This is a genomic window from Leifsonia shinshuensis (assembly GCF_014217625.1).
Lineage (GTDB): Bacteria > Actinomycetota > Actinomycetes > Actinomycetales > Microbacteriaceae > Leifsonia > Leifsonia shinshuensis_A.
Window position 1 is genome coordinate 2,531,288 of record NZ_CP043641.1, and the last position, 26,278, is coordinate 2,557,565.

Consider the following 26,278-nt stretch of genomic DNA (forward strand, 5'->3'; position numbering starts at 1 on the left):
ACGCACTGTACGCCGGAGACGACGGCTGACGGTGTGGAGGTCGTGCGTCGCGCTGCGCGGCGCGGCCGCTCAGCTCACCGGAAGAGCGAGGCGCGATCCCGCATCGGTCGCCGCCGCGATCGCGGGCGCAATGTCCCACACCACGGTCCCGCCTGGCGCCTCCACGCGCCACGGGGGCGGGGACGTCGGGTAGACACGAGTCGTGATCGAGCGGCCGGCGCTGGTGAAGACCTCGACGACCGAGCCGTCCAGGAACACGCGCGCCGCCCAGTCGGAGCGGTCGTCGAACGCCTGCGCGACGGTGACCCCGTCGGCAGCGACGCCCGGCGCGGAGCTCGCGGAGCCGCGGTCGAGCGTCAGAGTCCCCGCCGCCACGTCCACCGTGAGGTCCAGCCGCTCGTGCGCACCGAAACGCAGGCTGATCGTTCCCGAATCCGCGACCGAGGGGATCACGAACTCCGCCTGCGCGCCGATCGTCGCGCCGTCCGCCGGTCGGGCCGGACCGTCCCGCAGCCCGTCCACGGCCGGATGCGGCCCAGTGCGGAGGACATCGCCGTCCAGCCACACGCGCCGCGGCAGCGAAATTGCGCCCGCCCATCCGGCCTCCCGCCAGCCCGCGGTGTCGCGACCCTCCATGATCCAGCCGAACAGGACCTGGCCGAAGCTCCCCTCCCGCATCACCGATGCGGCGTAGAAGTCATGGCCGTCGTCCACGCGCCGGGGGACGGGAGCCGAATCGACCGGGAAGGCGAGCACCGAGCCCGGACCACCTGCGTGCGACCACGACGAGACCAGCGCCACTTCGCGCCCGTCGGCCGCGATGAGCTGCGGGCACTCCCAGCCCTCGCCGGTGTCGACGCCGTCGACCACGGTGCGCCGCAGCCGTGAGAGTTCGCCTTCGTACTGCCAGTCACTCCCGTCCGCCGAACCGTACAAGCGCATGGCCGCGGTCCCGTCGGGGATCGCGGCGCCGACCACCATGTGCCAACGGGAGCCGTCGCGCCAGACGAACGGGTCTCGGAACATCGTGACCCCCTCCTCGGGCGCGGGGTCGGTCACGACCTGGACGGGTCGGCTGAAGTTCGCACCGTCCTCGTCGGAGACCGCCGTCAGGATCGACTGGAACGGGCTGTCATCGACCTTGCCGGAGTAGAAGGCGCGAACGCGGTCCCCGTCGACCACGGTGTTGCCCGACCAGCATCCACCCGAGTCCAGCCCACCCGGAACCGGGCTCATCGCCGGCCGATGCAGCGTCCAGTGCACGAGATCGTCCGTCGTGGCGTGGCCCCACTCGACGGGGACGGAAAGGTCCGCGAGCGAGCGCGACTGGAAATACAGGTGCGTCGTGCCACCGAATTGGACGGGACCGTTCGGGTCGTTGACATAGCCGCGCGACAGGCGCACATGGAACTGCGGGAGGTGGTGGTCGTGCATGAGACGGTTCTCTCTTTCGGAACGGGCGCGGGCCCGCGAGTCGGGGAGGGCGGGGCTCAGCGGAAGGAGCCGGCGGTGACGCCCTCGATGAAGTAGCGCTGGGCGAAGACGAACAGCAGCACGCTGGGGATCATCGCGAGGATGACGCCGGCCAGGACCACCGAGATGGACCCGGTGCCCAGGTTCCCCTGGAGGCCGACGAGGCCGAGCGGCAGCGTGAAGTTGCTCTGCGTCTGCAGGAAGATCAGCGGCCGGTAGAACTCCGCCCAGAAGCCCGAGAAGTTGAGGATCGCCAGGGTGGCGATCGCCGGCGACGCCATCCGGGCGTAGACGTGCCAGAACACGCCCCACTGGGACGCGCCGTCGATGCGGGCGGCCTCGCCGAGCTCGCGCGGCATCTGCAGGAAGTACTGCCGCATCAGGAACGTGCCGAACGCGCTCCCCAGGGCCGGGATGATGAGCGAGGCGAGCGAGTCGCTGATGCCCATGGTCTTCACGATCACGAAGACCGGGATGATGATCGTCTGCAACGGCACCATCATGGTGGCCAGGAAGATCCCGAAAATCGTGTTCTTCCCCGGGAACGAGACCATCGCGAACGCGTACCCGGAGAGCGTGCAGGTGATCGTCTGGCCCACCACGATGAGCACGGTCACGACGACGCTGTTGAGGAAGAACTGCCCGATCGGGATCTGATTGAAGACCGCGGCGTAATTGCTGAAGTCCGGGCTGGTCGGGATCCACTGCGGCGGGTTGGTGAACGCCTCAGCTGGCGTGCGCAGCGAGGTGGTCAGCGTCCAGAGCAGGGGGCCGAGCGCGAACACGGCCGCGAGGATGAGCAGCACCATGCCGACGATGCTGCCGATCTTCACGATCGGCCGGCGGCGGCGACCGAGCACGACCGTCGTGCTCGGAGCGACATCTGTGGTCATTGGTAGAACACCAGCTTTCTGGCGGCGAGGAATTGGATGCCGGTCAGCACGAGGATGATCACGAGCAGGAGGATCGCGATGGCCGACGCGTAGCCGAACTGCAGGTTCTGGAACCCGGTCTGGTACATCGCGATGGTCGCTGTGGTGGTCGAGGTGCCCGGTCCGCCCTTCGTCATGATGAAGGGCTGGTCGAACAGCTGCATCGCGTTGATCATGGCGACGACGGTCGCGAACAGGATGGTGGGGCTGATCAGCGGGATCTTGATCCGCAGCAGGGTGCGCCACGCACCGGCGCCGTCGATCGCGGCGGCCTCCTGGACCTCCTGGGGCACCGAGGTGAGCGCCGCGACGAACAGCACGAAGGTGAAGCCGACCTGCTGCCACACGACGATCAAGACGATCGTGATCTGGGCGGCGACCGGGTTGGTCAGCCACGGCACGGCGGGCAGCCCGAGTTGCGTGAGGTAGTAGTTGATCAGCCCGAACTTGGCGTCGAACAGGTACCCCATGAAGATCGACACGGCCGCGGTGGAAGCGAGCAGCGGCAGGTAGAACGCGGTGCGGAAGAACACCTTGGTCGACTTCCGCTTGCGGCTGTTCACCAGCACCGCGAGCAGCAGCCCGAGGGTGATCTGAAGCACCACGATGCCGATGGCCAGCAGGATCGTCACACCGAACGACGCGAGCGTCGAACCGTCGCTGAACAGCCGGGTGAAGTTGGCGACGCCGACGAACTTGGGAGGCGAGATGACGTCCCACGAGAAGAACGAGAGTCCGAGGGAGGCGAGGATCGGGATGAACGTGAACACGGCGACGAACGCCACTGCGAGCCCGATCATCGAATAGCCGAACGCGCCCTCCCGCCGGGCCGCCCGTCGCACACCGGGGCGACGGACGGCACGGCGAGGAGAGGTCGCCCCATTCACGCGCGGGCGCTCCTGGGTCTGGACAGCCATCAGGACGCCTGCGCAGCCTTCTCGAAGTCGGACTGCATGCCGTCGAGCGCCGCCTTGGCGTTGCCGGAGGAGATGGCCTGCGTGGTCCGCTGGTTCAGCGAAGTGGCGAGGGCGTTGTAGTACGGCGGCGCCGAGATCGGCACCGAGCCCTCCAGCTGGTCGTAGAACACGGACCAGTGCTCCGGGCCGGTGGTCTTGTACCGGTCCGCGGTGAGCAGCTGCTTGCGGCCGGGCGTGGTGACGTTGCCGGGGAACATGATGTCGAAGGTGGAGGGCTCCACCATCATCTTCACGACCTCCCAGGCCAGGTCCTTGTTCTTGGACGAGTTGAAGATGCCGTAGCCGCCGGCGCCGAAGAGCGACTTGTTGCTCTTCCAGGTCGGGAAGCGCTGGACGTCGAAAGTGCCGTCCGCCATGCCGGCGTTGTGCAGGCCGCCCGCCCAGAAGCCGCCGCCGATCGTCATGCCGATCCGGCCGGTGGAGAACAGGCCCTGGAGGGTGGCGCCGCCGCCGACGTCGGGCGACGGCGAGAGGCCGGACCGCTGGAGGTCGACCACGTACTCGAGCGCCTCGATGGCCGCCTCGGAGTTGGCCGTCGGGGTGCCCCATTTCCAGCCGCCCTTGCGGCCGTGGACGCCGACCGGGTTGTTCGCGAAGGCCTTGTTCCACAGCCAGTCGCCGCCGGAGTACTTGCCCTCTTCGAGCAGGTTGCCATTGTTGGCGTAGAGGAACGAGGTCCAGCTGCCCCACAGGCGCACCACCCAGTCGAAGGCGTTGACATCGCCGCCGATGCCCTTGATCTTCGTGGCGTAGTTGTGGAACTCGTCCATCGTCCAGTTGTCGGCCGGGCGGGACAGCCCGGCCTTCTGGAAGAGGTCCGTGCTGTAGAACATGCTGCCGGCGTTGAAGCTGTCGGGCAGCTCGTACAGGTGGCCCTGGTACATCATCGACTCGACCAGGGCCGGGTGGATCTGGTCGAAGTAGCTCTGCAGCGACGACAGGTCCTTGGTGACGTAGCTGTCCAGCGGGATCAGCAGGTCCTTGGAGGCCATGAGCTGCAGGCCCTCGGTCGCGACGCTCACCAGGTCGGGGGCGGCGCCGGCCGCGATCTGGGTGAGCACCTTCGCGAGGAAGTCGTTCCAGTCGGTGCCGTTGATCGCGGTCACCTGGAGCGTGGCGTTCTTGTCGAGCTTCTTGATCTGCGGCTGCAGGGTGTTCTGCAGCGCCGTGGCGGCCTTCTGGTCGCCGAAGTACAGCATCTTGATGGTGCCCGATGCGTTGGTGCCGCCACTCGCGCCTGCGGTGGAGCACGCAGCCAGCGAGGCCAGTCCCGTCAATGCCAGCCCGGCGCCGCCGAGCTTGAGCAAAGTGCGACGGTCAATGGCCGGTCCGAATGTGTTGGTCATCCGTGCGCTCCTCTCTGAGCGTCTGGGTTGCGGCGGGGTGCCGCGACCCGACTAATACGTATTGGGGTTCCGAGCATAACTCGCCGGTCGCGGGATTGCAAATACGTATTGGCTTTTGTGGCATGATCGTTGCGGGAGGATCGCATCATGGCTGGAAACGACAACAGGGCGCCGAAGCGCGTCACCATGAAGGACGTCGCGAAACGGGCCGGTGTCTCGCAGCCGACCGTGTCGTTCGTGCTGAACGACCGGCGCGACATCTCAGTGGCTCCGGAGACGCGGGCGCGCATCCTCCAGGCGGCGAAGGAGCTGAGGTTTCAGCCCAACCGCGCCGCCCAGTCGCTGCGCTCCAACCGGCCGTTCACCATCGGCGTGATCGCGGACCGCGTCGTCTCCCAGCCTTACGCCGGTCAGATCGTGCTCGGCGTTCAGCAGGCCGTCCAGCCCGCAGGCTACGTGTCATTCGTCGTCGAGATCTCGGAGACCCCGGACAACGGCAAGGCCGCCGTGGAGAACCTCGTGCGCCAGGGCGTCGCCGGCCTGGTCTACGCCGCGCCCGGCCCCGAGCCGGTGAAGGCGGTGGACGTCGGGGAGGACATCCGCACGATCTTCGTCAACTGCTGGCCGGAGAACGTGCCCGACGCGGCGCTGGTGCTCGCCGACGAGTATCAGGGCGGCCGCGACGCGGCCGCGGCGACCTTCGCCGCGGGGCACCGCGACGTCGTCTTCCTCGGCGGCCCGGCCTCCGACTACGCATGCCAGGAGCGCGAGCGCGGCCTCGTCGACGCCGCCACCGAGGCGGGGATCGATCCGGCGTCGATCCGCCGCGAGTACGGGACGTACCACGTGTCCTCCGGCTACGACCTCGCGGCGCGCATCCTCCAGGACGGCACGCCGACGGCGATCGTCTGCGGCAACGACCGGATGGCGGTCGGCGCGCTGCTGGCCTCCCACGCCGCCGGGCTGGAGTGCCCACGGGACGTCAGCATCGTCGGTTTCGACGACCAGCCGGAGCTCGCGGCCGAGCTGCACCCGCCGCTCGCCACCGTGGCCCTCCCCCACCTCCAGATGGGGATGACGGCGGGCAGCCTGCTGATCGCGGACGACGAGCCGCAGGGGCGCACCCTCGTGCCGTGCCAGTACATCGACCGCGCCTCGCTCGCCGCGCCCCGGACGGCGTCGGCGCGATGAGCGGGACCACCCACTTCCGGCCGCCGGCCGGGTACGTCGGCGATGTCATCCCGTTCGAGAAGGACGGGACGGTCTGGCTCTACTACCTCCTCGACACGCGCGACCCGCGGCGCCCGGTCGACCGCGACGGGGGGATGCCGTGGGCGGCGGTCACGACGCGCGACTTCGCGACGTTCACCGACCGCGGTGTCGTGCTGCCGACGGGAGGCCCGACGGCCGAGGACTTCGACTGCTACACCGGAAGCGTCGTCACCGACGACGACGGCCTCCTCCACCTCTTCTACACCGGCCACAACCCGCGCATCCGCACGGCGGACGGCGACGCCCAGGTGGTCTGTCACGCCACATCCACCGGCGACCCGGCCGCGTGGGTCCGACATCCCGAGTGGACCTTCGGAGCGCTCGACGGGTACGCGCCGGAGGACTGGCGCGACCCGTTCGTCTTCCGCACCGCGCCAGGCGAGCCGTGGCAGATGCTGCTGGCCGCGCGCCGACGGGATGCGCCGTACCGGCGTTCGGGCCTCGTCGCGCGCCTGGTGTCGGACGACCTCGTGCACTGGCGCGACGCGGAGCCGCTCTGGGATCCGCGCCGGTTCATCGCCCAGGAGTGCCCCGACGTCTTCCGCTGGGGCGACCACTGGTACCTCGTCTACTCGGAGTTCTCCGACTCCTTCCAGACCCGCTATCGGATCGCCGACTCGCCGGACGGTCCGTGGCGCGCGCCCGAGCGCGACACGGTCGACGGCAGGGCCTTCTACGCCTCGAAGACCGTCGAGCTGGACGGGGAGCGGCACTTCATCGGCTGGATCGCGAGCAAGGAGGGCGCGAGCGACTCCGGCGCCTGGCAATGGGCCGGCACGATGGCGGTGCTGCGCGCCTCCCAGGAACCGGACGGGTCGCTGTCGTTCGGACTCCCCCACGCAGTCACCGCGCTCTACGACTCGGTGCACGACGTGCGCGGCGAGCTGACGGCTCTGGACGACGCCGACGCGACCCCGGGCCGCGGCGCGCTCGACCGTTACGCCGCGTGGGTCGGGCCGGAGATCCCTGCCGAGGTGCTGCTGATCGCGGAGTTCGACATCGCGCCGGGCACGCAGTCATGCGGCCTCCTGCTCCGCTCCTCGGATGACGGCGAGCGGGCCTATGCGCTGCGCCTGGAGCCGCAGCGGGACCGGCTGGTGGTCGACCGCTGGCCCCGCGGGACCACCGGCGGCGAGCAGTGGCAGATCCGCGGCGACGTCCCGCACGACGTCGAGCTGGAGCGGCCGGTGCCGCTGGCACCGGGACGGCACACGCTGGAGGTCCACCTCGACGGCGACCTGTGCGTCGCGGTGGTGGACGGCCGCGTGGCGCTCAGCACCCGTGTCTACGACTTGACGGAGGGACGCGTCGGCGTCTTCGCGACCGACGGGGAGTTCGAGCTGGTGGGCCTGGAGGCCCGGACCCGCTCGTAGCGGTAGAGCTCCGCTTGACATCGCCGAGGGCGCTGTTTACTCTACCAATACGAATTAGCTATACGAATTAGCTGATCGCGATCAAAGGAGATGACCATGTTGGCGAACCTGGGTGGCTGGCACCTGCTCGTGATCCTCGCGGTGGTGCTGCTGTTGTTCGGCGCCACGCGACTGCCCGCTCTCTCGAAGGGCCTCGGACAGTCGATCCGGATCTTCCGCACGGAGGTCCACGACCTCTCGGAGTCGGACGCGCCGGCGAAGCAGCCGGAGGGCGCCGCGGGCTCCGACGGGATCACCACGCGCAGCTGAGCGTGCCGAGATGAGCTTCGAGAAACTGCTCGTGCTCGGCGTGATCGCGGCTTTCCTGATCGGGCCGACCCGGCTCCCTGCCTACGCGTCGAAGCTCGCGCTGGCCGTCCGGAAGCTGCGCACGCTCGCCGACGACGCCCAGCGCGCGGTGCGAGAGGAGGTCGGGGACGCCGTCGACGTCGACTGGCGCTCGTTCGATCCGCGCCAGTACGACCCGCGGCGGATCATCCGCGATGCGCTGCTCGCGGAGCCGCTGAGAACGGAGCCGCTGATCGCGGAGCCGCGGATCCCTGAACCCCAGCCGGTGGAGCCGGCGCTCGAAGGCACCCGCCGGGAGTCGCCGTGACCCGCCGCGGCGCCCGGATGTCGCTCGCCGCCCACGTGGCCGAGCTGCGGCGCCGCGGCGTGCGCTCCGCCGCGGCCCTCCTGGCGGCGACGGTCGGCGGCTGGTTCGTCTCGCCGCTCCTGCTCGCGGCGCTCCGGGCGCCCATCGCGCAGGCGGCGGCCTCCCAGCACCGGCTCGCGGCGCTCAACTTCGACACCATCACGGGAGCCTTCGACCTCCGGATGCAGGCCGCGTTCGCGATCGGGTTGGTGGCCTCCAGCCCGATCTGGCTGTATCAGGCGTGGGCGTACCTGGTCCCCGCCCTGAGCCGGAAGGAGCTCCGCTACGGGTTCGGGTTCTTCTTCACCGCCGTCCCGCTGTTCCTCGGCGGCTGCGTCGCCGGCTGGCTGATCGTGCCGCACATCGTGCTGCTCCTGACCGGGTTCGCCGCGGACGGCTCGTCCTCGTTCATCCAAGCGAACGACTACTTCCAGTTCGTGCTGAAGCTCGTCGTCGCGGCCGGGTTCGCCTTCGTGTCGCCGGTCTTCCTCGTGCTGCTCAACCTGCTGGGCATCCTGCCCGCGCGCTCCATCCTCCGCAGCTGGCGGATCGCCTTCCTCGTCGTCCTCGGCTTCACGGCCATCGTGACCCCGTCCGCGGACGTGATCTCGATGCTGCTCCTGGCCGCGCCGCTGATCGCGCTGTACTACCTCGCGTGGTTCGTCGCGGCGCTGCACGACCGGAGGATGTCGCGGGCGCTGGCCTGAACCGCAGCGTGCACAGAACGGGAGCTCCCCCGCCCGGTGTTCCGGACGGGGGAGCTCTTCCGTTGGGCGGCGATCAGTTCCAGATCGACTTCAGGTGCCAGGCCTGCACCGAGTCGATCCCCGCGGTGCCGCCGGTCGCGAAGGCGCTGACGCCCGTGCTCGCCGCATCCGGGAAGATCTGCTCGGTGATCACCCGGGTGCCGTCCGCGGTGAAGACCTCCACGGACGAGGCGTCGATCAGGATGCGCAGCCCGATCCCGCCCGCTCGGTCCAGCGCGACGGGCGCAGTGGCGCGTCCGGGGAACGCGGCGTTGAACGCCGTGTCACCGGAGTGCGTGCGGTCGACGTAGAGCTCGCCGGTCGTGGTGTCGTAGCCGATCTGCGTGTACTGACCGCCTCCGGTCCGCACGTTCAGGCCGAAGGTGGACGCGGTGCCCGCGGTCAGCCGCGCCTCGACGTCCAGCTCCGCGCCCGACACCGCGAGCGGCCTCGTGCCCGTGACCGCCTGTTTGCGCACGGTCGTCACCGGGCCGGTGCGCAGGTTCGCGAGCGCCTGCACCGGGGTCTGGACGAGCCGGACCCTCCCACCGATCGTCCGCAGCGTCTCCGTCCGCGGCACGGACTCAGCGCCCTGCCAGGGCGACGTCGGCACGTTGGCCGCGTACGCCCAGTTGTTCATCCAGGCGACGTTGACGCGCTGACCTCCCGGGACGTCGTTCCAGGTGTTCTCGGCGTAGAAGTCCGCGCCGTAGTCGATCCAGTCCGCGCGCTGGAGCTGGTTCAGCGCCGGCTCGTCCGCGAGGCTGAAATCGTCCGCCAGGATGTGGCCCCAGCCTCCCGTCGCGTTGTCCACGATGCGGATACTGGCCTGCTTGCCCTTAAGGTCGGCGACGTTCCACGACGCCCAGTCGAGGCTCTCGCTGTTCTTCCCCGTCGCCGAGCGGACGACCTGGCCGCCCACGACGAGGTCGACGGAGGTCTGCGTGTCCCAGACCGGCGCCTTCTCGTTCGCGAGCACGATGTCGCCGACCATGAGATGGCCCCAGCCGGTGGACCCGTCGTTCTGGTCGACCACCTGGAGCTGCGCCTGCTGGCCTTGGTAGGCCGAGGTGTCCCACGTCGTCCAGGCCAGCGATCCGGAGTTGTTCCCGGTCGCCGTCTCGACCACTTTGCCGCCGATGACCAGGTTGACCGCTGTCGGGTTCGCCTGGCTCATCGGGTGCGTTCCACCCGCGACCTGGAGGTCGATGTACGGCGAGCCGACGGTGAACGTCGGCGAGGTGATCGTGCCCTCCCCCGGGTCGCCGTCCGGCCCCCAGGTGTCGAGCACGCCCGCGCTGACCTGATTGCCGAGCGTCTCGTGGCTCGGCCCCGTGCCCGCGAACGCGCCGGTCGTCGTCCAGCCGGGGTCGTACGAGGAGCCGGAGAAGTCGGTGAACACCGTGCCCTGCGGCAGGGTGCCGAAGGGGACCGCCCCGGCGGCGTACGGATTGTCGCCGCCGCCGACGAGGAAGTTGAGGCGGCTCTTATCGATCGTGAACGCCGGCGAGGACAGGCTGCCGGTCGCGGCGTCGCCTCCGGTGAAGCTGTCCACGAAGTGGCTGCCCGGGTAGCCGGTGACCGGCTGCTGGTCCGGGAGGGCGCCGGACGCCGGGGCGGACCCGAAGGCGCTCCCCGTGGTCGTCCAGTCCCCGTAGCTGCCGGAGTCGAACGCGTCCAGCGGTGTTCCCGCCGGCGGAGTGTAGGTCGCGGGGCCGTCCGGCACGAACGTCGAGCCGTCGAACGTCCCGACGAAGTACTGCACGCCGGTGCTCCCGACACTGACACTCAGCACCCACTTCTGTCTCTTCGTGTCGCCGTCGACCGGGAGCTGATACAGGTCGGGCATCTCCCACACGCCCGTCGTCGCGCCGGCCGGACCGAAGGCGCCCGCTTGCGTCCACGTCTTGAGGTCGGGCGACGTGTAGAACGCGACCTTGTACTGGTCGCTCAGCGCCACGGCCATCATCCACTCGTGCTTCGGCGCGTACCAGAACACCTTCGGGTCGCGGAAGTTGACCGAGTGGAGGTCGATGACCGGATCGCCGGCGTACCGGGTCCAGGTGCGGCCGTTGTCCGTGCTGTAGGCGATGTCCTGGGACTCCACGTTCGAACCGGCCTGGACGCTCGTGTAGACCGCCACCATCGGCGGATTCTTCGCGGTGCCGAACCCACTGGTGTTGTCCGTGTCGACGACGGCGCTGCCGGAGAAGAACGCGCCGGCCCCCGGGTCGGGCGCCGGCGCCTTCACGTCGATGTTCGTCCAGTGCACCAGGTCTTTGCTCACGGCGCCGCGCCAGGTGCCGTAGCTGAACAGGTAGTAGAGGCCGTCCTTGTAGACGAGGCCGTTGGGATCGCCGATCCAGCCGCTCGGGAGGGAGTAGTGGAACTGGGGGCGGTAGGGCTCGTGGTAGGTGGTGGGTGGGGTGGGCGACGGGGTCGATGCCGCAGGGGTCGCCGCAGCGGTGGCCGCCGCAGCGGGGTTCGCCGCAGGGGCGAGCCCCGCGAGTGCGAGTCCGCCGACGGCCGCCGCAGCGACGATCACCGCGGCGCGGCCGCGGAACCTGCCGGGTTGCTGCCGCACGAGGGCGCGCGGAGGGTGCGGGAATCGGAACATGGAGTGACCTTCCTCTCTGAAGGCTAGTAATACGTATTAGCTAGGCCACACAGCACTGCTCGACGTATCAATACGTATTGGCTAGAGTGATCAGTACGTAGTCTGGATCGCTCCGCGGCGCAGGTCAACCCCGCGGCGACGCGGACCACGACTCGACGCTCGCACGAAGGAGATCGCAGCATGGCATCGTCGATGACCGGCACTGGCACCCCCGACGCCCCCGTCCTCGTCGCGGGCGAGGCGCTCATCGACGTCATCCACTCCGGCGACGCCTCCCGCGAGCACCCCGGCGGCTCCCCCGCCAACGTCGCCCTCGGCCTCGCGCGTCTCGGAGTGCCCGTCGCATTCCTGACCGCGCTCGGCCGCGACGGCCGCGGCGACGCCATCGCCGAGCGGCTCGTCAGGGACGGGGTCGACATCCTCCCGGAGTCCTGGCTCCTCCCCGCGACCTCGAGCGCCGAGGCCACCCTCCAGCCCGACGGCTCGGCGCAATACGCGTTCGACATCGTCTGGACGCTGGCGGAGACGCTCGAACTCCCGGCGATGCGCCACATCCACGTCGGCTCGATCTCCGCATTCCTCGCTCCGGGCGCAGACCGGATCGAGCACCTTGTCCTGACCGCCGACGACGGCGTGACGGTCAGCGTGGACCCGAACATCCGCGCCGACCTCGTCGGGGACCCGCACGCCGCGCGCGAACGCTTCGAACGACTGGCCGCGCGCGCCGATCTCGTGAAGCTCAGTGACGAGGACGCGCAGTTCCTCTACCCCGAGCGGTCCGAAGCGGGCACGGGTGCCGCGCTCGCGTCCGGCGGCGCGATCGTCGCGGTCACGCGGGGCGCGGCCGGCTCCCTCCTCGTCTCGGGCGACACCCTGGTGGAGGTCGAACCGATCCACGTCGACGTCGCGGACACCGTTGGCGCGGGCGACAGCTACATGGCGGCGCTGCTCGCGTGGCTCCTGACGGGCGGCCTGCACCGCCGCCCGCGCACGGCGGAGGAGCTCGCGGCGGCCGGTGCGTTCGCCGCCAGGGCCGCGGCGATCACGGTGTCCCGGGCGGGCGCAGAGCCACCGCGGTCGGCCGAGCTGGACTGACCCGTACCTACTCGACCGTCGGGACCGCCCGCGGCGCACGCGGCTTCGCGGCGGAGGTCAGCAACGATGCCCCCGCGACCACGATCAGGACGACCACCATCGCACCACGGAGTCCGACGGCCTGACCGATGATGCCGAGCACGGGCGGCCCCACCAGGAACGCGACGTATCCGGCCGTGGCGACCGCGGCCACCGCGGACGTCGGATCCTCGCCGTCGGCCGCGGCGGACAGGGTGACCGGGAACCCGAGGGCCGCGCCGAGTCCCCAGAGGGCGACCCCGCTGCCCGCGATGACAGGAGCGTCCGCGAACACCATCGCCGCGATCCCGGCAGCGGAGACCAGGGTGCTGACCCGCAGCACCGCGGACTTCCCGAACCGCGCCAGCAGGAGACCTCCGCCGAAACGTCCGACCGTCATCGCGGCGGCGAAACCCGCGAACACGACCGTTCCCACCGTCGCGCTGGCGCCGTGGCCGTCGACCATCAGCAGCGGCAGCCAGTCGGTGGCCGATCCCTCGGCCAGGGCCAGCGACAGCACGATGACACCGAGCATCAGCAGCCGCGGCTGGGTCAGCAGGATCGGGCGACGGCTCCGCGATCCTCGCGACATCGCAGCCGCGGCCCGGGGAGTCCGCCCCGTCGCCGCCGGGACGGACCGGATGACCGCTCCGAGCGCCACCGCGCCGGTGAAAGCGACGGCGAGCAGGTGCCAGCCGACCGGGAAGTCGACGGCGGTCAGGCCGACCCCCACCACGGCGCCGATCACCGTGCCGAGGCTGAAGCAGCCGTGCAGCGCGGGCAGGATCGAGCGGCCCGAGTCGCCTTCAAGTGCGGCGCCCTCCACGTTCAGGGCGATCTCCGACAGCCCCATCCCCCAGCCGATCAGCGCGAGCCCTCCGAAGACCAGGACGCCGGACGAGAGCCCCGCGGCGAGTGCGACCGCGGCGAGCCCCGCGACGACCGACCCGCCTCCGATCGCGACCGTGAGACGGACGCCGTGCCGGCGGACGATCCCGGCGGAGATCAGCACTCCGGTCATCGACCCGATCGAGAGGCCCAACAGCACGAGGCCCATCTCGGCCGTCGTCGCGTGGACGAGGTCCCGCACGGCCGGCGTGCGGACGACCCACGAGGACAGGCCGACGCCGTACACGAGCATGAAGACGAAGATCGCCGCACGCCTCCGGGACAGCCCCCGGTTCCACTCCCTCGCACTCATGCGTACGATCGTACATTACGGGTGTACGCTCGTACGCATGAGCACGGACTATTTCGCGGGTGACCCTCGCACGCACCGAGAACGCATGATCGCCGGCGACCTTTACATCGGCGGCGAGGACCCGGAGAGCATCCGCATCGCCCAGCGCGCCGTCCAACTCGCCGACGCCTACCACCGGGCCGCGATCGCGGACGAGACAGCCGCCCGTCCGCTGCTCGCCGAACTGGTCGGAACCCTCGGCGAGAACGCCTTCGTGAAGCCGCCGCTCTACGTCGACTACGGCGAGAACCTCCACATCGGCGCGGGCACCTTCGTCAACTACAACCTGACGGCGCTCGACGTCGCCACCATCACGATCGGCGAGGACTGCCAGATCGGCCCCGGCGTGCAACTGCTCACCCCGACCCACCCGATCGACCCCGAGCAGCGGCGAGCGCGCCTGGAGGCCGCGCTCCCCATCGTCATCGGCGACAACGTCTGGCTCGGTGGAGGCGTCGTCGTCTGCCCCGGGGTCACCATCGGCGACGACTCGGTGATCGGCGCGGGATCCGTCGTCACCCGCGACATCCCCGCCGGCGTGGTCGCGGTCGGCAGCCCCGCCCGCGTGATCCGTTCGGTGCGCGACTGACATGTCGTCCGCTCAGGCTCAGACAGGTGCACGGCGCTTCGACCCGGACCGCCGCGACCGGATCATCGACGCGTGCCTCACGGTCATCGCGACGGACGGCGTCGCCGGGACTTCGCACCGCAAGGTCGCCGCCGCAGCCGATGTCCCGCTCGGTTCGATGACGTACCACTTCTCCGGGATGGAGGAGTTGCTCGCCGAGTCGTTCACCCGCTTCGCCGACCGCGCGTCCGACGCGTTCGAGCGGCGCATGCGCGACGCCGCCACGACCGACGAGGCCCGGGAGGCCGTCGCCGAGCTGATCGACCAGGATGTCCTCCGCGATCCCCGCGACCTGGTCGTCACGCATGAGCTCTACACGCTGGCCGCGCGCGAGCCGCGGTTCCGCACGATCACCCAGCACTGGATGGAGCGCAGCCGAGCGTCCCTCGGCCTGCATTTCGACCCGGCCACCGCTCGGATCCTCGACGCGCTCATCGAGGGTCTGACCATCCATCGTGCGCTCGACACGGGCGTGGGCGAGACGATCGCGTTCGACGCGGTAACCCGGGTGTCGGGTTCGCGCTGATCCCGCGCGCCCTATGCCGGCGGTCGCCCGCTGGAGCAGAATGGTCCCGTCCGAGCCGCATGCGAGGCAGGGAGACCATGTCCGAATCCGCCGCACCGTCCGCCGCACCGAGCCCGACCGACGCCCTGCGGCGTCGGTCGCGGGAGGCGCTCTCCGCCCTGGCCCTCCAGTTCCTGCTCGGGATGGCGGCCAACCTCATCGGCGAGCCGAAGGGGACCTTCGCGATCGTCGTGGACACGATCATCGTCATCCTGCACATCCTCGTCGCAATCGGCCTGGTCGTGGTCAGCATCCGGCTGCTTCTCGCCGCCCGCGCGGCCGGTGTCGGGCAGCGGCTGGCGGTCTGGGGGCTCGTGGTCATCGTGATCACGTTCCTGGCGGGCGTCGGCACCATGGCCTCCGGCAGCGAGTGGGCCTCGTATGTCATGGCGGTCGGCTTCCTCGTCGCGGCCGCCCTGTACGGCGGGACATTCTTCGCGTCGTACGGGATCGGGAACGGGTCCCGCGCGTAGCGGACGACGCCCCATCCCGGGCGTGTCGTAGACTACCCCGGTGGATCGGCTCATCTCGTCTCAGCCCCTCGGGCGTCTGGAGGTCGTCGGCGTTCTCATCGCCGGCGTGAGATAGCCCTGCCTCTCTTCCCGTGATCCCGCGCGCAGTTCTTCGCGCGCCCCCGCTCGCCTTTCGTGCGCACGTCCGCATCGCCGACCGCTCATGAGCAGCCGCGAGCACCCATCACGCCGGACCCGGCGACGCCTCGGCGAGCGCGGTCCGCAGAACAGACAGGACTCCCTCCATGCTTCCCCTGAACGAGCAGCAACTCCGCTCCTCCTTCGTCAACGCCTCCCAGCGCGAGCGCAAGGAGCTCACCCTCCCCGACCTGGCGAACCTCCGCTGGGACGACCTGGACTACCTCGGCTGGCGCGACCGCAGGAACCCGAACCAGGGTTACGCGATCGCGGAGGTCGACGGCGAGTTCGTCGGCGTCCTGCTGCGGAAGGCCGACGGCGGGGTCCGCAGCCGGCCCCAGTGCTCGTGGTGCGAGGACGTGCACCTGCCCAACGAGGTGGTCTTCTTCATCGCGAAGCGCGCTGGCGCGGCGGGCCGCAACGGCAACACGCTGGGAACGCTCGTCTGCGCCGGCTTCGAGTGCTCGGCCAACGTCCGCAAACGCGCGCCGCTCGCCTATGTCGGTTTCGACGTGGAGGCGGCGCGCCTGCAGCGCATCGAAGCACTCCGCGAGCACGTCGCGACGTTCATCCGTCGCGTCGCAGAAGGCTGAAACGCGGAGGCGGCGGCCTCCCGAACTCCCGTCAGACCGCTGGAAGCGTGATGGCCCCGGTGTTCGTGAGGCCGTCGGCCTCTGCGACGATGCCGTCGGTCTCGGGGAGGGTGCGCTCGATGTGATCGCGGAGCGAGCTCATGGGGTGGTTCCTATCGTGCTGTGCTGTGGGTAACCGTGAAATCCTCTGCCATCGAACCTGAGAATACGCAGAGCGCCACGCGGTGAATGGCGGTATCGTCGCGGCATGTGCCGGAACATCCGCTGCCTCCACAACTTCGAACCGCCCACGACGGACGATGAGGTCCGGGAGGCCGCCCTCCAGTTCGTCCGCAAGGTCAGCGGCTCGACGCGGCCCTCCCGGGCCAACGCGGCCGCCTTCGACCAGGCGATCGACGAGATCGCCGAGGCCACGCGCCGCATGCTCGACCAGCTCGTCACGAACGCGCCGCCGAAGAGCCGCGAGGCCGAGGCGATGAAGGGCCGGGAGCGGCACGAAAAGCGGATGGAGCGCGAGGTGCGGATCCGCACGGCGGTGTGAGGGGCGCGCGGGCGCGCGACGGACGCGACGCGCATCACATCCCCGCCACCAGGGCGGCCATGAGGCCGGCCAGCAGCGTGAACTCGGAGGCCGCCCACAGCGAGAGCGCTCGCCGCCGCACAGCCATGACGATCCAGAGGACGAGCCCCGCGAGTGCCACCGCGAGCGCCGGCCACCAGGTGAGGGTGACGAGGAGGATCACCCGCGCGGCCTCGGCGTCGGGCACCCGCACATCGATCCCGTGGGCCGTCATGACGACGAAGAAGGCCATGAGGGTCAGCAGCACGAACGCGAACCCCGACAGTGCGAAGAACCCCGCTCCCAGCAGTTGATCGAAGCGCCGGAACCGCTCCCAGCCGTCGGCCGTCGCGTATCGCTCCCCGCGGAGGGTCCGCCAGTGGCGCACGATCGCGACATTCGCGAACGCCACGATGACGACGAGGACGACCGCCGGCACGATCGCGAGCGACGGATCGAGGTGCGTCACCGCCGCGAACGCCAGACACAGCAGGACGCCCAGGAACGCCGGGAGGCTGAGGGGTCCGAGGTAGACGACGGTGAGGCAGATGACCAGCAGGGCCGACGGTGTGCCTGTCCCCACGAGCAGCGCGACGAGACCGCCCAGCAGGACCGCCCCTCCGACGTAGCCCACACGGAGACCCCACCGTCCGAGTGCTTCGCGCAGGGTCATTCAGCGATACTCCCGAACGGACGATCGCGTCGCAATCCCGCAAACGTGGGGCCAGAGTCCCCTATCCCACCGGCGACACGTCCTCCTGCACCAGCCAGACGAACTCATGGGCGGCCAGCGTCACCCCGCCACGGAGGTCGTAGACCCCGTCCGTCACCAGGTCCGCCCACCGCCCGGCCTGTCTGTTGAGCGCCAACGGTTCCACCCGTTCCGGGTAGTCGCCGAAGTTCGCCAGCACCAGCAACGGCCTCCCCTCCGCTCCCGGCCGCAGGTACCCCAGGATCCTCGGGTTCCCCGTGTCCAGCACGACGAGGTCGCCGCCACCGAACTGACCGTGCCTCCGGCGGAGTTCGATGAGCCACCTCATGCGGCCGAACAGGCGGCCGGCCGGCGTGGACGGGTCGACCCGCTCCTCGTAGCGGCGCGACGGGTGGACCGGCCGGCCGACCCAGCGGGAGTCGTCCTCCCGCCCCTCGACCTCCAACTGGCCGTAGTCGTTGAGCTGGCCGACCTCGTCGCCCAGATAGATCAGCGGGATGCCGCCCGTCGACAGGGCGAGGGAGTACGCGAGCAGCACCCGGCCCGGACCGCCCGCGTCGCCCGACTCGTACCCCGCCAGCGAGGCGGTCGTTCCGGAGACCCGGCTGTCGCCCGTCCTCGGATTGAACTGGAAGGCGACGCCCCGGGCGAAGCTGCCCTCGAAGCGTCCCGTGTAGTAGTCATTGAGGAAGCGCCGGTGGAGGAACGGGTCGATGCCGAGCCGCGCGGCGTCCTCGTCCGCGAAGGTCCAGCCGATGTCGTCGTGGCTGCGCACGTAGTTGACCCAGGCGGTGCCGGCCGGCGTGCGGTGGCGATCGGCCAGCGCACCCTGGAGCATCCGCACGTCGCGGGTCGCCATGGCTTCCCAGGTGAGAGCCATCTGCAGCGGGTTGTAGCTGAGCTGACACTCGTCCGGGCGCACGTACGAAAGCACATCGTCCGGGTGCACGATCGCCTCCGAGAGGAAGACCATCGCGGGCGCCGCGATGCGGCAGACGGCGTTGAACGCCTGCAGCAGCAGGTGAGCCTGGGGCAGGTTCTCGCTGGAGGTGCCGAGCTGCTTCCAGATGAACGGGACGGCGTCCATCCGCAGCACCTCCACGCCCAGGTTGGCGAGGAAGAGCAGCTCCCCCGCCATCGCCCGGAAGACGGCCGGGTTCGAGTAGTTGAGGTCCCACTGGAACGAGTGGAACGACGCCCAGACCCAGGTGCCGTCGGCGAGCTGCACGAAGGAGCCAGGATGGTCGTCCGGGAAGATCTCCCGCGTCGTCTCCTCGAACCGGTCCGGCTGCTCGCGGGAGTCGAACATCCAGTAGAAGTCCCGGTACACGGGATCGCCCGCCGCCGCGCGCCGCGCCCACTCGTGGTCGCTGGCGGTGTGGTTGAAGACGAAGTCGACGGCGAGCGAAATCCCGTTCGCTCTCAGGGCCTCCCCCAGCGCCCGGAGGTCGTCGATCGTTCCGAGTTCCGGGTTCAGCTCCCGATAGCTGGAGACCGCGTAGCCGCCGTCCGAGTTCCCCTCCGGCGTGCGGAACGGCGGCATCACGTGCAGGTAGGTCAGCCCCAGCTCCCGGAAGTAGGGGATCCGCTCCTGGAGGCCGGGCACGCCGCCGGCGTAGAGGTCGGCGTAGCAGACCCCGCCGAGCATCGCGTTGGACTCGAACCAGTCCGGCTGCGCCGAACGCCTGCGGTCCAGGTCCTTGAGCTCCGCGGAGCGCTCCCGCCACGACGCGCCGACGAGGTCCAGCGTGCTCGCCAGCGCCGCCGGCAGTCCCGGATGGTCGCCGTAGATCTCGGCGAGGAGGCTGCGCAGGCGCTTCTCCTCCACCGCGAGCCGGCCCTCGAATTCGCGACGTTCACCCTCGATCGTGCTCACGTGACCCAACCTAGGGTCCGGCATCCGATCGACCAAGAGGTTTCCGCCGCGGACGGCGCGGTGGAGGGGGCGCGCGCGTCCTCAGACCGTGCGGGGCGCCCTCGCCACGTTGGCCTCCAGTTCCTCGCGGTTCTGCCGCACCACGTAGGCGGGGCGGTCGCGCTCCACGCGCCAGCTCTCGGAGAGCGGGCCGAGGTGGACCGTGTCGAAGCCGAACTCGTCGTAGATCGCGGCCACGAGCTCCGCGGCGTCCTCGTGGTCGCTCGCCGTGGCCAGGGCACGGCGGTCCGGGGTCCCGGCCGGCGAACCCGTGGTCGGGATGTCCCGCGCCCCGATGTGGTTGAAGCCCTTGGCCACGCGCGACTCCGGGAGGTGCGCCTGCAGGAGGCCGGAGGTCGTCGCCGTGCCCTCGTCCAGCTCGGAGATGTGCCCATCCCGCTCGAAGTAGTAGTTGTTCGTGTCGATCACGATCTTGCCGGCGAGCGGCTCGACGGGGATGTCGCGGTAGTTGCGCAGCGGGACCGTCACGACCACGACCTCGCCGGCCGCACCTGCCTCCGCCGCCGTCGCCGCGGTGGCCGACGGGCCGAGCTCCGCGACCAGCTCCGCGAGCGTCTCCGGCCCGCGCGAGTTCGCGATCGTCACGGTGTGACCGTGCGCGATGAAGGTGCGGGCCAGTGCCTGGCCGATGCTTCCTGCTCCGATGATTCCTACGTTCGTCATAGTGGGTGCAACCGGGGAGGCGCGGAGGAATTCCGACGGGCATACGCTGGCGCCATGCACCGCGCGACGCGGGGACCCGCAGGCCGCACGCGCGCTCTCGGAGCGCTCGCGCAGGGCGCCCTGCTGCTCGGCGGCCTGCTGCTGCTCGCGGGATGCACGGCGACGAGCCCGCACCCACCGTCTGCCACCCGCACGTCGACCCCGACGCCCTCCCGCCCGACGCCGACGGGATCGTCGACCCCGATCGCGGTCCCGGTGCCCGGCATCACGGGCTGGTCGTCGTACCACGCCGGACCGTCGCGCACCGGGGCGGTGGGGTCCGGCGCGACGCTCGCCTCGCTGGGCCGGGCCTGGTCGGCCGACCTCGGCGGCGCGGTCTTCGGCCAGCCCGTCGTCGCGGGCGGCCGGGTGATCGCCGCAACGGAGACGAACCGGGTCGTCGCGCTCGACCCCGGCACCGGGAACGTCGTCTGGTCGGCCTCGCTCGGCGCGCCGCTGACCGACGTCGGCTCGGCGGCGGGCTGCGGCGACATCGACCCGCTCGGCGTCACCAGCACGCCGGCCGTGGACACCGCCAGCGGGACCGTGTACGTCGTCGGCGAGGTGAGCACCGGTGGAGGGGCGGTGCACCACCAGCTCGAGGGCTTCAGCGTCGCGACGGGTCAGGTCGTCCTCTCGGAGACCGTCGACCCGCCGCTCCCCGCGGGAGAGGACCCCGTCCACCTCCTGCAGCGGGCGTCGCTCGCCGTGGCGAACGGCCGCGTCTACATCGCTTACGGCGGCAACTACGGCGACTGCGGCGCGTACCACGGCTGGGTCGTCGGGGTGAACGAGACCGGCGCGCCCGGGCTCGTGTCCTTCGAGGCGGCCGCGGACGGCCAGGGCGGCGCGATCTGGCAGGGGGGCGGGGCGCCCGCGGTCGACGCGGCAGGAGACCTCTACGTGTCGACGGGCAACTCCAACCCGGACCCGCCGGCCGGCGGCCCCGACCCCGTCCAGTACGCGGAGAGCGTGGTCAAGCTCTCGCCCGACCTGAAGCCGCTGGCCGCGTTCAAGGACCAGGGCGCGGGCGGCGACGACGACCTCGGGACCGGCAACCCGGTGCTGCTGCCCGGCGGTCTCCTGTTCGTCGCCGGGAAGACGGATGTCGGCTTCGTCCTCCGCCAGTCCGACCTGTCGGAGGTGTCGAGCGTCAGCGGCCTCTGCGGCAGCGACCCGGACGGTGGCGCCGCGTACGACCAGGCGACCAACCGCCTGTTCGTCCCGTGCCGCGGCGGCGGCGTCCAGACCGTCGACCTCGGCGCCGGCCGGCTCGGCGTCCGTCTCGCGGGCGCGAACGGAGCCCCCATCGTCATCGGCGGGTCGGTGTGGGCGGTCGAATACCCGGGCGGGACGATCAGCCAGTTCGGCGCGGCGACCGGAGCCGTGCTGCAACGGGTTCCGGTCGGCGACGCGGTGCCGCATTTCGTGAGCCCGAGCACCGCGCTCGGGGTGCTTCTGGTTGGGACGGACTCGGGGGTCGTGGCGTTCCGTGGGGGTGGCTGACGGGTGCTCGGCCCTCCGATCGCGATGGCGCTCACGAGCGTCCCGTGTAAGGTGGGCGGTATCCGTCCGCTTCGCCGGGCGTTTTCACACGTTTCTGATCGTGTGACCGGGGAGGTGCCACATCGAAGACCGGCCCTCCTCTAAGGACTCACCATCACCACTCTCCCGCGGCGATCAGCCGCACTCCTCTGGCGTCAGGCCGACGACACGACCTGGGTCGCCACCATCGACGACGAGTACGCCGGCATGGCTGAACTCGCCGATGGGCGATTCCGGGCGTTCGACCGCCTCTCGCGTCCTGCCGGCGCCGCCGGCAGCCTGCCGGGGGCGCAAGCGCTTCTCTCGCCTGCGCCGCTCCCGCACTGCGTCCGCCGTGGCGCCCACCCCCGTCCGCGCCGAATCGGGCGCGGCGACCGGAGCCGTCCTCACGGCTCCCGAAGAATGAAGGAAGAAAAGATGCCCACTGGCACCGTCAAATGGTTCAACTCGGAAAAGGGCTACGGCTTCATCGCCCCGGATGACGGCAGTGCCGACGTCTTCGCCCACTACAGCGAGATCGCCTCCACCGGCGGTTACCGCAACCTCGACGAGAACCAGAAGGTCGAATACGACCTCGCGCAGGGACCGAAGGGTCCCCAGGCCGCCAACATCCGCCCGGCCTGATGGATCCGGTGCCCGGCCGAAAGGCCGGGCACCGTTTCTTTAACGAACGCACCGACGAACACTCAGCAAGCGCGCCTACGCTTGCGCCATCTCGGGCATTCGCCCACATCCTCGGCTGGGAAGTCGTCACGACACCGCGGAGGAACGCATGACCGCATCCACTCTCGGGCCCGTCCTGAAGACCCGGCCCCGCACGGAGACGCGCGCGCCGGTCACCAGCACCTACAACGAGCTGCTCGGGCGGGTCCGCGGCGAGGGCCTCCTCGAACGCCGCCGCGGTTTCTACATCGCGATGTTCTCCGCACTCACGGTCGGCCTGCTCGGCGCGGCCGCCGGATTCGTGCTGCTCGGTGACTCCTGGTTCCAGCTGCTCATCGCCGCCGCGCTTGGACTGATCTTCACCCAGTTCGCCTTCCTCGGCCACGAGGCCTCCCACCGCCAGGTGTTCGCCTCCGGCCCGACGAACGACCGCGCCGGCCGGCTCATCGCGACCTGGCTGGTCGGCATGAGCTACCAGTGGTGGATGACCAAGCACACCCGTCATCACGCCAACCCGAACACCGAGGGCAAAGACCCCGACATCGCGTTCGACACGATCTCGTTCACGGTGGAGGACGCGTCCCGGCAACGCGGCCTCCTCGCCGCGATCACCCGCCGGCAGGGCTACCTGTTCTTCCCGCTGCTCCTGCTGGAGGGCGTCAACCTCCATGTCACCTCGATCCGGTCGCTGCTCGCACGCGGGCCGGTCGAGCGCCGCCGCACGGAGCTGGTCGCGATCGGGCTGCGGCTCTCGATCTATCTGACGATCCTGTTCCTGATGCTCCCGGTCGGCATGGCGTTCGCGTTCCTCGGCGTGCAGCTCGCCGTGTTCGGCGTCTACATGGGGGCCTCCTTCGCCCCCAACCACAAGGGCATGCCGCTGCTGCCCGCCGGCTCCCGCGTCGACTTGACTGGCAGGGTTGGCGTATTCGAACCCCGTGAATACTCGCTGTCAGGTCTGCCGGTCGGCGGCGTAGTTCGCCCACGAGCCGCCAGCGTTCGCGCTGATGCGGACGATGGTGAGTGGGCGCAGTCCGAGGATGCTGGCGAGCATCGCGGGCGGGATCTCTCGGGTGAGCTGCTCGGCTGCGGCCAGGCGCAGTTGCCTCGGCTGGATGTCGAGTGTTCGGCGCAGCCGGTTCGCTAGAGCGTTCTGGGTGATGTGGGTGCCGGCGTGGTTTCCGGGGAACAGCCATCGGGTCGGGAGCTGCTCGGCCGTGCCGGCGCGGCGGCGGACCGGGAGTTGGCGGATCACGGTCGCGAACGGCTCGGGCAGTTCGAGCGCGTCAGTGCCGAGGGCGAGGTTCGTGCCGGTCTCGGTGACGGTCACGTCGTCGGTCGTGAGCGCAACGACCCGGTTCACCGGTTGCGCGTAGAGCACGATGAGCGCGGCGGCGATCCGGTCGGCGGGATCGAGGGTGTCGTCGGTGATCAGTCGCCGGGCGATCTGCCAACGCTGTTCGGTGTCCATCGGGGTGACGGGCTGTCCGACGTAGGTGGGCGGGAGCTCGATCTCTCGGGGCAGCTGACGGTTCTGGCGTGCCCAGGTGAGGAACGGGCGGACGACGTGTCGGATGGCGCCGGGGCCCGCGAACCACGAATCGATATCGTGCTGGGTTGCCTCGTCCAGATGCCGGTCGACGTCTTGCAGTCCAGCGAGGAAGGCGACGACCTGTTCGATCTGGCGGGTAGCGTTGCGCGCGCTGATGTCGACGCGCTGTTGCTCGTCCAGAGTCCGCAGCCGTGGCAGGACTTTCCAGTTGAGCCAGCGCGTCGCGAGCTGCCGGTGCTCGTGATCCAGCGGTGCGGTCAGATCCAGGACGCGGGCTTCGAGGCGGCGCAGGCTTCGATGAGGGTCCGGCTCGAGGAGCCCAGCGGCGATCAGCAGCGCGCGCAGATGCTCGGCTGCTCGGCGTTGCGGGAACCGGTCGAGGGTGTCGTGGCTGAGCGGGATGCGGCCGGTGTCGAGGTCGCGCAGCAGGTCGCGGGTGCGGGTCAGCCAGCGGCGGGTCGTGAGGGGTTCCGCGGCGAGGACCGACGCGTGCAGCGGGGCGAGCACGCCGTCTCCGGTGAGCACGCGGTCAAGGTGCCGCCGCAGCGCGCAGGGATTGCAGACACGGTTCCCGTCGATGCCGACGAGGAGGACGTCACTGCGGCTGCAGTCCTGGCAGTGTTTCCTGGCTCGTTCACGACACCATCGGCAGCGGCCCTCGAAGTCGAGCAGCCGATCCGGTTTCTCGCAGCGGGAGCAGTCGCCGCGCACTCGACCGACGCCCTTGCTGCAACGCGAGCAGAGCCCACGGCCGGGCATCGCGGCGCGGTCGCAGAGCTGACAGGTTTGTCCCGTCACTTGCTGCGGGTGATATCCGCGCGCCGCGGGGTGCGGGTCTTCGCCGTGGCCGAGACGGCAGTGGGTTTCCCGGTGGTGCCGGTAGCTTTGACGGCTGCGGTCTCGGCGACGGGCTCGATGAGGTCGTTCGGGGTGCAGCCGAGGATGTCGCAGAGCGCGGTCAGAGTGCGCAGGCTCAACCGCTCGGGGGTGCCGGTGACGAGCCGATATACCTGCGCTTCAGACAGGACGATGCCGCGCTCGGCGAGCAGCGGAACCAGTGTCGTGGTGGCGAACATCTCCTGGGCGGCCATCAGCCGTCGCAGGTGCCATCGGTATCCCAGGCGGGGCTGGGGTGTGCGTGCCATCGTGTTCCTCCTCGGGGTCTCACTCGGTCTCGGGCTGGAAGGCGCGGTCGAGGGCTCGGCGCAGCGCCTTGTTCTTGTAGTCGGCGCCGACGGTCGTGTAGATCGCGGTCGTCGAGCCCCAGGAATGGCCGAGCTGCTGCTGCACGAACAAGTGGTCGAAGCCGTCTTCGAGCAGATGCGTCGCATACGAGTGGCGCAGGCAGTGCGGGCCGAGGTTCCGGTCCAGACCGATCGCGTCCCGGTACTCGGCGAACCGTCGCGAGATCGCATCCGCGCTGACGCGGGCGCGCCGCTCAGTCGGCCACAACGCCGTGCCTGTCGCGTCGTAGAGCGGGCGAAGCTCCTCCGTCCACTCCGCGACGGCCTCGGCCGCCCACCCCATCGTGGTCAGAACGGTGCGACGCCTGGGCGGGCTGCCGCGCAGTGCTTTGCCGTAGCGGACGGCCAGCGCCCCGTATCGGCCGAACCCGATAGCCGCAGCGTTGCCCGACCAGTCAACCGTCTCCAACTTGGAGGCTTCCCGCCGGCGCAGACCCCAGGCGTAGATCGTCTTGAACAGTGTCGCGTCGCGGAACGCCGCCAGCCAGCCCTTGCGGCCCGTCGACTGCACCTGGGAGACGCGCTGGTCGCAATAGTCGAAGAACGCTTGGAGCTCGTCGCGCGACAGCGGCCGGTTGCCCGGCCGCCCCTCGTAGTCGCTGCGATGGATCACCGTGTTCCACTCGTGGAACACCTGCACCGGCACGTCTCCGAAGTGCCGTTCGCAGACCTCGTGCCACTGATAACGGGGATCGGAGAGGTAGCCGCAGAACAGCGACACCGCCATCTGGTAGTTCCGCACCGTCGAGTGCGCCATCCCCGCCGAGACCATCTCCGCCGTCCACGCCTCGACATCGCCCGGCGTCCAGTGCCACGGGTAGTCGTTCGTGAACGACGCGAACCGGCGAACCGTCAACAGCCGACGCTCGATCGTCAACCCCGACAGCATTCGGGACCGCTGCTGCAGCTCCCAGCCCTCCAGCATCGCCGCGAGCACGGTCTCCTCGGCGGCGAACAGCGCCACGCCCGGTGTGAGCAGCCGCGCCGCTGGGCTGCCTTGAGCAACGCGCACCGACCGCTCCTCCTCGGGACCATCCGCACCTCGCACCGACACCCGATGATGATATCATTCATCAGATGCACGATCCGGGGTGAGGTTCGCTCCTCGTTTCCGCACCGCAGCACCTCATGTGGCGTTTCTACGCA

Annotated in this window: 25 protein-coding genes; 14 read left to right on the forward strand and 11 right to left on the reverse strand. The window is 70.2% G+C overall.

Annotated elements, in window-relative coordinates:
• Window positions 1–69: 69 nt before the first annotated feature.
• Genes F1C12_RS12135 through F1C12_RS12150 form a run of 4 tightly spaced genes read right to left on the reverse strand, consistent with a single transcriptional unit; the run spans window position 70 to window position 4,728 of the window.
• Entirely contained in the window at window positions 70–1,434 is a 1,365-nt protein-coding gene (locus F1C12_RS12135) for a glycoside hydrolase family 32 protein (protein ID WP_185275262.1), read from the reverse strand.
• A gap of 56 nt (window positions 1,435–1,490) precedes the next feature.
• The gene (locus tag F1C12_RS12140) at window positions 1,491–2,366 is read right to left on the reverse strand and encodes a carbohydrate ABC transporter permease (protein WP_185275263.1); all 876 of its coding nucleotides are present in this window, start codon (window positions 2,364–2,366) and stop codon (window positions 1,491–1,493) included.
• A complete protein-coding gene (locus tag F1C12_RS12145) occupies window positions 2,363–3,322 on the reverse strand; it encodes a carbohydrate ABC transporter permease (RefSeq protein ID WP_219732611.1) in 960 nt (319 codons plus the stop codon). The genes F1C12_RS12140 and F1C12_RS12145 overlap by 4 nt, the downstream gene beginning before the upstream one ends.
• The gene (locus tag F1C12_RS12150) at window positions 3,322–4,728 is read right to left on the reverse strand and encodes an ABC transporter substrate-binding protein (RefSeq protein WP_185275264.1); all 1,407 of its coding nucleotides are present in this window, start codon (window positions 4,726–4,728) and stop codon (window positions 3,322–3,324) included. The genes F1C12_RS12145 and F1C12_RS12150 overlap by 1 nt, the downstream gene beginning before the upstream one ends.
• A 147-nt stretch (window positions 4,729–4,875) precedes the next feature.
• Between F1C12_RS12150 and F1C12_RS12155 the strand changes: the two genes are divergently transcribed.
• The 5 genes from F1C12_RS12155 (at window position 4,876) to tatC (ending at window position 8,774) form a co-directional block, all read left to right on the forward strand.
• Entirely contained in the window at window positions 4,876–5,919 is a 1,044-nt protein-coding gene (locus F1C12_RS12155) for a LacI family DNA-binding transcriptional regulator (RefSeq protein ID WP_185275265.1), read from the forward strand.
• On the forward strand, window positions 5,916–7,373 hold the full coding sequence (locus tag F1C12_RS12160) for a glycoside hydrolase family 32 protein (protein ID WP_185275266.1): 1,458 nt from the start codon (window positions 5,916–5,918) through the stop codon (window positions 7,371–7,373). Before F1C12_RS12155 ends, F1C12_RS12160 begins: the two co-directional genes overlap by 4 nt.
• Window positions 7,374–7,469: 96 nt before the next feature.
• Window positions 7,470–7,682: a twin-arginine translocase TatA/TatE family subunit gene (gene tatA / locus F1C12_RS12165; RefSeq protein ID WP_185275267.1), complete on the forward strand. Its 213-nt coding sequence runs from the start codon at window positions 7,470–7,472 to the stop codon at window positions 7,680–7,682.
• Between the two features lie 10 nt (window positions 7,683–7,692).
• The gene (locus F1C12_RS12170; protein WP_185275268.1) at window positions 7,693–8,028 is read left to right on the forward strand and encodes a hypothetical protein; all 336 of its coding nucleotides are present in this window, start codon (window positions 7,693–7,695) and stop codon (window positions 8,026–8,028) included.
• On the forward strand, window positions 8,025–8,774 hold the full coding sequence (gene tatC / locus F1C12_RS12175) for a twin-arginine translocase subunit TatC (RefSeq protein WP_258045869.1): 750 nt from the start codon (window positions 8,025–8,027) through the stop codon (window positions 8,772–8,774). Before F1C12_RS12170 ends, tatC begins: the two co-directional genes overlap by 4 nt.
• A gap of 73 nt (window positions 8,775–8,847) precedes the next feature.
• Here tatC and F1C12_RS12180 read toward each other — a convergent pair whose 3' ends face one another.
• A complete protein-coding gene (locus F1C12_RS12180; protein WP_185275269.1) occupies window positions 8,848–11,430 on the reverse strand; it encodes a GH32 C-terminal domain-containing protein in 2,583 nt (860 codons plus the stop codon).
• A gap of 180 nt (window positions 11,431–11,610) precedes the next feature.
• On the opposite strand from F1C12_RS12180, the gene F1C12_RS12185 reads away from it, so the two are divergent.
• Window positions 11,611–12,525 (forward strand): carbohydrate kinase family protein, encoded by a 915-nt coding sequence (locus tag F1C12_RS12185; protein ID WP_258045870.1) that lies wholly within the window; start codon window positions 11,611–11,613, stop codon window positions 12,523–12,525.
• A gap of 7 nt (window positions 12,526–12,532) precedes the next feature.
• Here the strand turns inward: F1C12_RS12185 and F1C12_RS12190 are convergent, their stop codons facing one another.
• Window positions 12,533–13,744, reverse strand: coding sequence for an MFS transporter (locus tag F1C12_RS12190; RefSeq protein ID WP_185275270.1), 1,212 nt, complete (start codon window positions 13,742–13,744; stop codon window positions 12,533–12,535).
• A 37-nt stretch (window positions 13,745–13,781) separates the two neighbouring features.
• Here F1C12_RS12190 and F1C12_RS12195 point away from each other — a divergent pair, with 37 nt between their 5' ends.
• The 5 genes from F1C12_RS12195 to F1C12_RS12215 all read left to right on the forward strand — a co-directional run bounded on the left by F1C12_RS12195 (window position 13,782) and on the right by F1C12_RS12215 (window position 16,760).
• Window positions 13,782–14,372 carry a sugar O-acetyltransferase gene (locus F1C12_RS12195; protein ID WP_185275271.1) on the forward strand — a complete coding sequence of 197 codons (591 nt, stop codon included), beginning with the start codon at window positions 13,782–13,784 and terminating at the stop codon, window positions 14,370–14,372.
• A 1-nt stretch (window position 14,373) separates the two neighbouring features.
• Window positions 14,374–14,937: a TetR/AcrR family transcriptional regulator gene (locus F1C12_RS12200; protein ID WP_185275272.1), complete on the forward strand. Its 564-nt coding sequence runs from the start codon at window positions 14,374–14,376 to the stop codon at window positions 14,935–14,937.
• A 77-nt stretch (window positions 14,938–15,014) separates the two neighbouring features.
• Window positions 15,015–15,449, forward strand: coding sequence for a hypothetical protein (locus F1C12_RS12205; protein WP_185275273.1), 435 nt, complete (start codon window positions 15,015–15,017; stop codon window positions 15,447–15,449).
• Between the two features lie 284 nt (window positions 15,450–15,733).
• Window positions 15,734–16,219: an FBP domain-containing protein gene (locus F1C12_RS12210; protein ID WP_185275274.1), complete on the forward strand. Its 486-nt coding sequence runs from the start codon at window positions 15,734–15,736 to the stop codon at window positions 16,217–16,219.
• Window positions 16,220–16,466: 247 nt separating this feature from the next.
• Window positions 16,467–16,760, forward strand: coding sequence for a DUF2277 domain-containing protein (locus tag F1C12_RS12215; protein WP_185275275.1), 294 nt, complete (start codon window positions 16,467–16,469; stop codon window positions 16,758–16,760).
• A 34-nt stretch (window positions 16,761–16,794) separates the two neighbouring features.
• Here the strand turns inward: F1C12_RS12215 and F1C12_RS12220 are convergent, their stop codons facing one another.
• From F1C12_RS12220 to F1C12_RS12230, 3 genes are all read right to left on the reverse strand, one after another.
• The gene (locus F1C12_RS12220; RefSeq protein WP_185275276.1) at window positions 16,795–17,451 is read right to left on the reverse strand and encodes a hypothetical protein; all 657 of its coding nucleotides are present in this window, start codon (window positions 17,449–17,451) and stop codon (window positions 16,795–16,797) included.
• A gap of 61 nt (window positions 17,452–17,512) precedes the next feature.
• Window positions 17,513–19,390 (reverse strand): amylosucrase, encoded by a 1,878-nt coding sequence (locus tag F1C12_RS12225; protein WP_185275277.1) that lies wholly within the window; start codon window positions 19,388–19,390, stop codon window positions 17,513–17,515.
• A gap of 57 nt (window positions 19,391–19,447) precedes the next feature.
• On the reverse strand, window positions 19,448–20,089 hold the full coding sequence (locus tag F1C12_RS12230) for an NADPH-dependent F420 reductase (RefSeq protein ID WP_185275278.1): 642 nt from the start codon (window positions 20,087–20,089) through the stop codon (window positions 19,448–19,450).
• A 54-nt stretch (window positions 20,090–20,143) separates the two neighbouring features.
• Here F1C12_RS12230 and F1C12_RS12235 point away from each other — a divergent pair, with 54 nt between their 5' ends.
• The 3 genes from F1C12_RS12235 to F1C12_RS12245 all read left to right on the forward strand — a co-directional run bounded on the left by F1C12_RS12235 (window position 20,144) and on the right by F1C12_RS12245 (window position 23,483).
• Complete coding sequence (locus F1C12_RS12235; protein WP_185275279.1) at window positions 20,144–21,634, forward strand: outer membrane protein assembly factor BamB family protein; 1,491 nt, start codon at window positions 20,144–20,146, stop codon at window positions 21,632–21,634.
• Between the two features lie 456 nt (window positions 21,635–22,090).
• Entirely contained in the window at window positions 22,091–22,297 is a 207-nt protein-coding gene (locus tag F1C12_RS12240; protein WP_185275280.1) for a cold-shock protein, read from the forward strand.
• A gap of 148 nt (window positions 22,298–22,445) precedes the next feature.
• The gene (locus F1C12_RS12245; protein ID WP_185275281.1) at window positions 22,446–23,483 is read left to right on the forward strand and encodes a fatty acid desaturase family protein; all 1,038 of its coding nucleotides are present in this window, start codon (window positions 22,446–22,448) and stop codon (window positions 23,481–23,483) included.
• 1,199 nt (window positions 23,484–24,682) lie between these two features.
• Here F1C12_RS12245 and F1C12_RS12250 read toward each other — a convergent pair.
• Window positions 24,683–25,033, reverse strand: coding sequence for a helix-turn-helix domain-containing protein (locus F1C12_RS12250; RefSeq protein WP_185275282.1), 351 nt, complete (start codon window positions 25,031–25,033; stop codon window positions 24,683–24,685).
• A gap of 19 nt (window positions 25,034–25,052) precedes the next feature.
• The gene (locus F1C12_RS12255) at window positions 25,053–26,186 is read right to left on the reverse strand and encodes a tyrosine-type recombinase/integrase (protein WP_258045872.1); all 1,134 of its coding nucleotides are present in this window, start codon (window positions 26,184–26,186) and stop codon (window positions 25,053–25,055) included.
• Between the last annotated feature and the right edge of the window lie 92 nt (window positions 26,187–26,278).

Coding starts and splice junctions, on each gene's coding strand:
- F1C12_RS12250 (WP_185275282.1), bottom strand. CDS start 25,033: ATGGCACGCACACCCCAGCCCCGCCTGGGATACCGATGGCACCTGCGA.
- F1C12_RS12225 (WP_185275277.1), bottom strand. CDS start 19,390: ATGCCGGACCCTAGGTTGGGTCACGTGAGCACGATCGAGGGTGAACGT.
- F1C12_RS12245 (WP_185275281.1), top strand. CDS start 22,446: ATGACCGCATCCACTCTCGGGCCCGTCCTGAAGACCCGGCCCCGCACG.
- F1C12_RS12210 (WP_185275274.1), top strand. CDS start 15,734: ATGCTTCCCCTGAACGAGCAGCAACTCCGCTCCTCCTTCGTCAACGCC.
- F1C12_RS12180 (WP_185275269.1), bottom strand. CDS start 11,430: ATGTTCCGATTCCCGCACCCTCCGCGCGCCCTCGTGCGGCAGCAACCC.
- F1C12_RS12135 (WP_185275262.1), bottom strand. CDS start 1,434: ATGCACGACCACCACCTCCCGCAGTTCCATGTGCGCCTGTCGCGCGGC.
- F1C12_RS12145 (WP_219732611.1), bottom strand. CDS start 3,322: ATGGCTGTCCAGACCCAGGAGCGCCCGCGCGTGAATGGGGCGACCTCT.
- F1C12_RS12240 (WP_185275280.1), top strand. CDS start 22,091: ATGCCCACTGGCACCGTCAAATGGTTCAACTCGGAAAAGGGCTACGGC.
- F1C12_RS12155 (WP_185275265.1), top strand. CDS start 4,876: ATGGCTGGAAACGACAACAGGGCGCCGAAGCGCGTCACCATGAAGGAC.
- F1C12_RS12230 (WP_185275278.1), bottom strand. CDS start 20,089: ATGACGAACGTAGGAATCATCGGAGCAGGAAGCATCGGCCAGGCACTG.
- F1C12_RS12170 (WP_185275268.1), top strand. CDS start 7,693: ATGAGCTTCGAGAAACTGCTCGTGCTCGGCGTGATCGCGGCTTTCCTG.
- F1C12_RS12220 (WP_185275276.1), bottom strand. CDS start 17,451: ATGACCCTGCGCGAAGCACTCGGACGGTGGGGTCTCCGTGTGGGCTAC.
- F1C12_RS12195 (WP_185275271.1), top strand. CDS start 13,782: ATGAGCACGGACTATTTCGCGGGTGACCCTCGCACGCACCGAGAACGC.
- F1C12_RS12150 (WP_185275264.1), bottom strand. CDS start 4,728: ATGACCAACACATTCGGACCGGCCATTGACCGTCGCACTTTGCTCAAG.
- F1C12_RS12215 (WP_185275275.1), top strand. CDS start 16,467: ATGTGCCGGAACATCCGCTGCCTCCACAACTTCGAACCGCCCACGACG.
- tatA (WP_185275267.1), top strand. CDS start 7,470: ATGTTGGCGAACCTGGGTGGCTGGCACCTGCTCGTGATCCTCGCGGTG.
- F1C12_RS12200 (WP_185275272.1), top strand. CDS start 14,374: ATGTCGTCCGCTCAGGCTCAGACAGGTGCACGGCGCTTCGACCCGGAC.
- F1C12_RS12185 (WP_258045870.1), top strand. CDS start 11,611: ATGGCATCGTCGATGACCGGCACTGGCACCCCCGACGCCCCCGTCCTC.
- F1C12_RS12140 (WP_185275263.1), bottom strand. CDS start 2,366: ATGACCACAGATGTCGCTCCGAGCACGACGGTCGTGCTCGGTCGCCGC.
- F1C12_RS12205 (WP_185275273.1), top strand. CDS start 15,015: ATGTCCGAATCCGCCGCACCGTCCGCCGCACCGAGCCCGACCGACGCC.
- F1C12_RS12235 (WP_185275279.1), top strand. CDS start 20,144: ATGCACCGCGCGACGCGGGGACCCGCAGGCCGCACGCGCGCTCTCGGA.
- F1C12_RS12160 (WP_185275266.1), top strand. CDS start 5,916: ATGAGCGGGACCACCCACTTCCGGCCGCCGGCCGGGTACGTCGGCGAT.
- F1C12_RS12190 (WP_185275270.1), bottom strand. CDS start 13,744: ATGAGTGCGAGGGAGTGGAACCGGGGGCTGTCCCGGAGGCGTGCGGCG.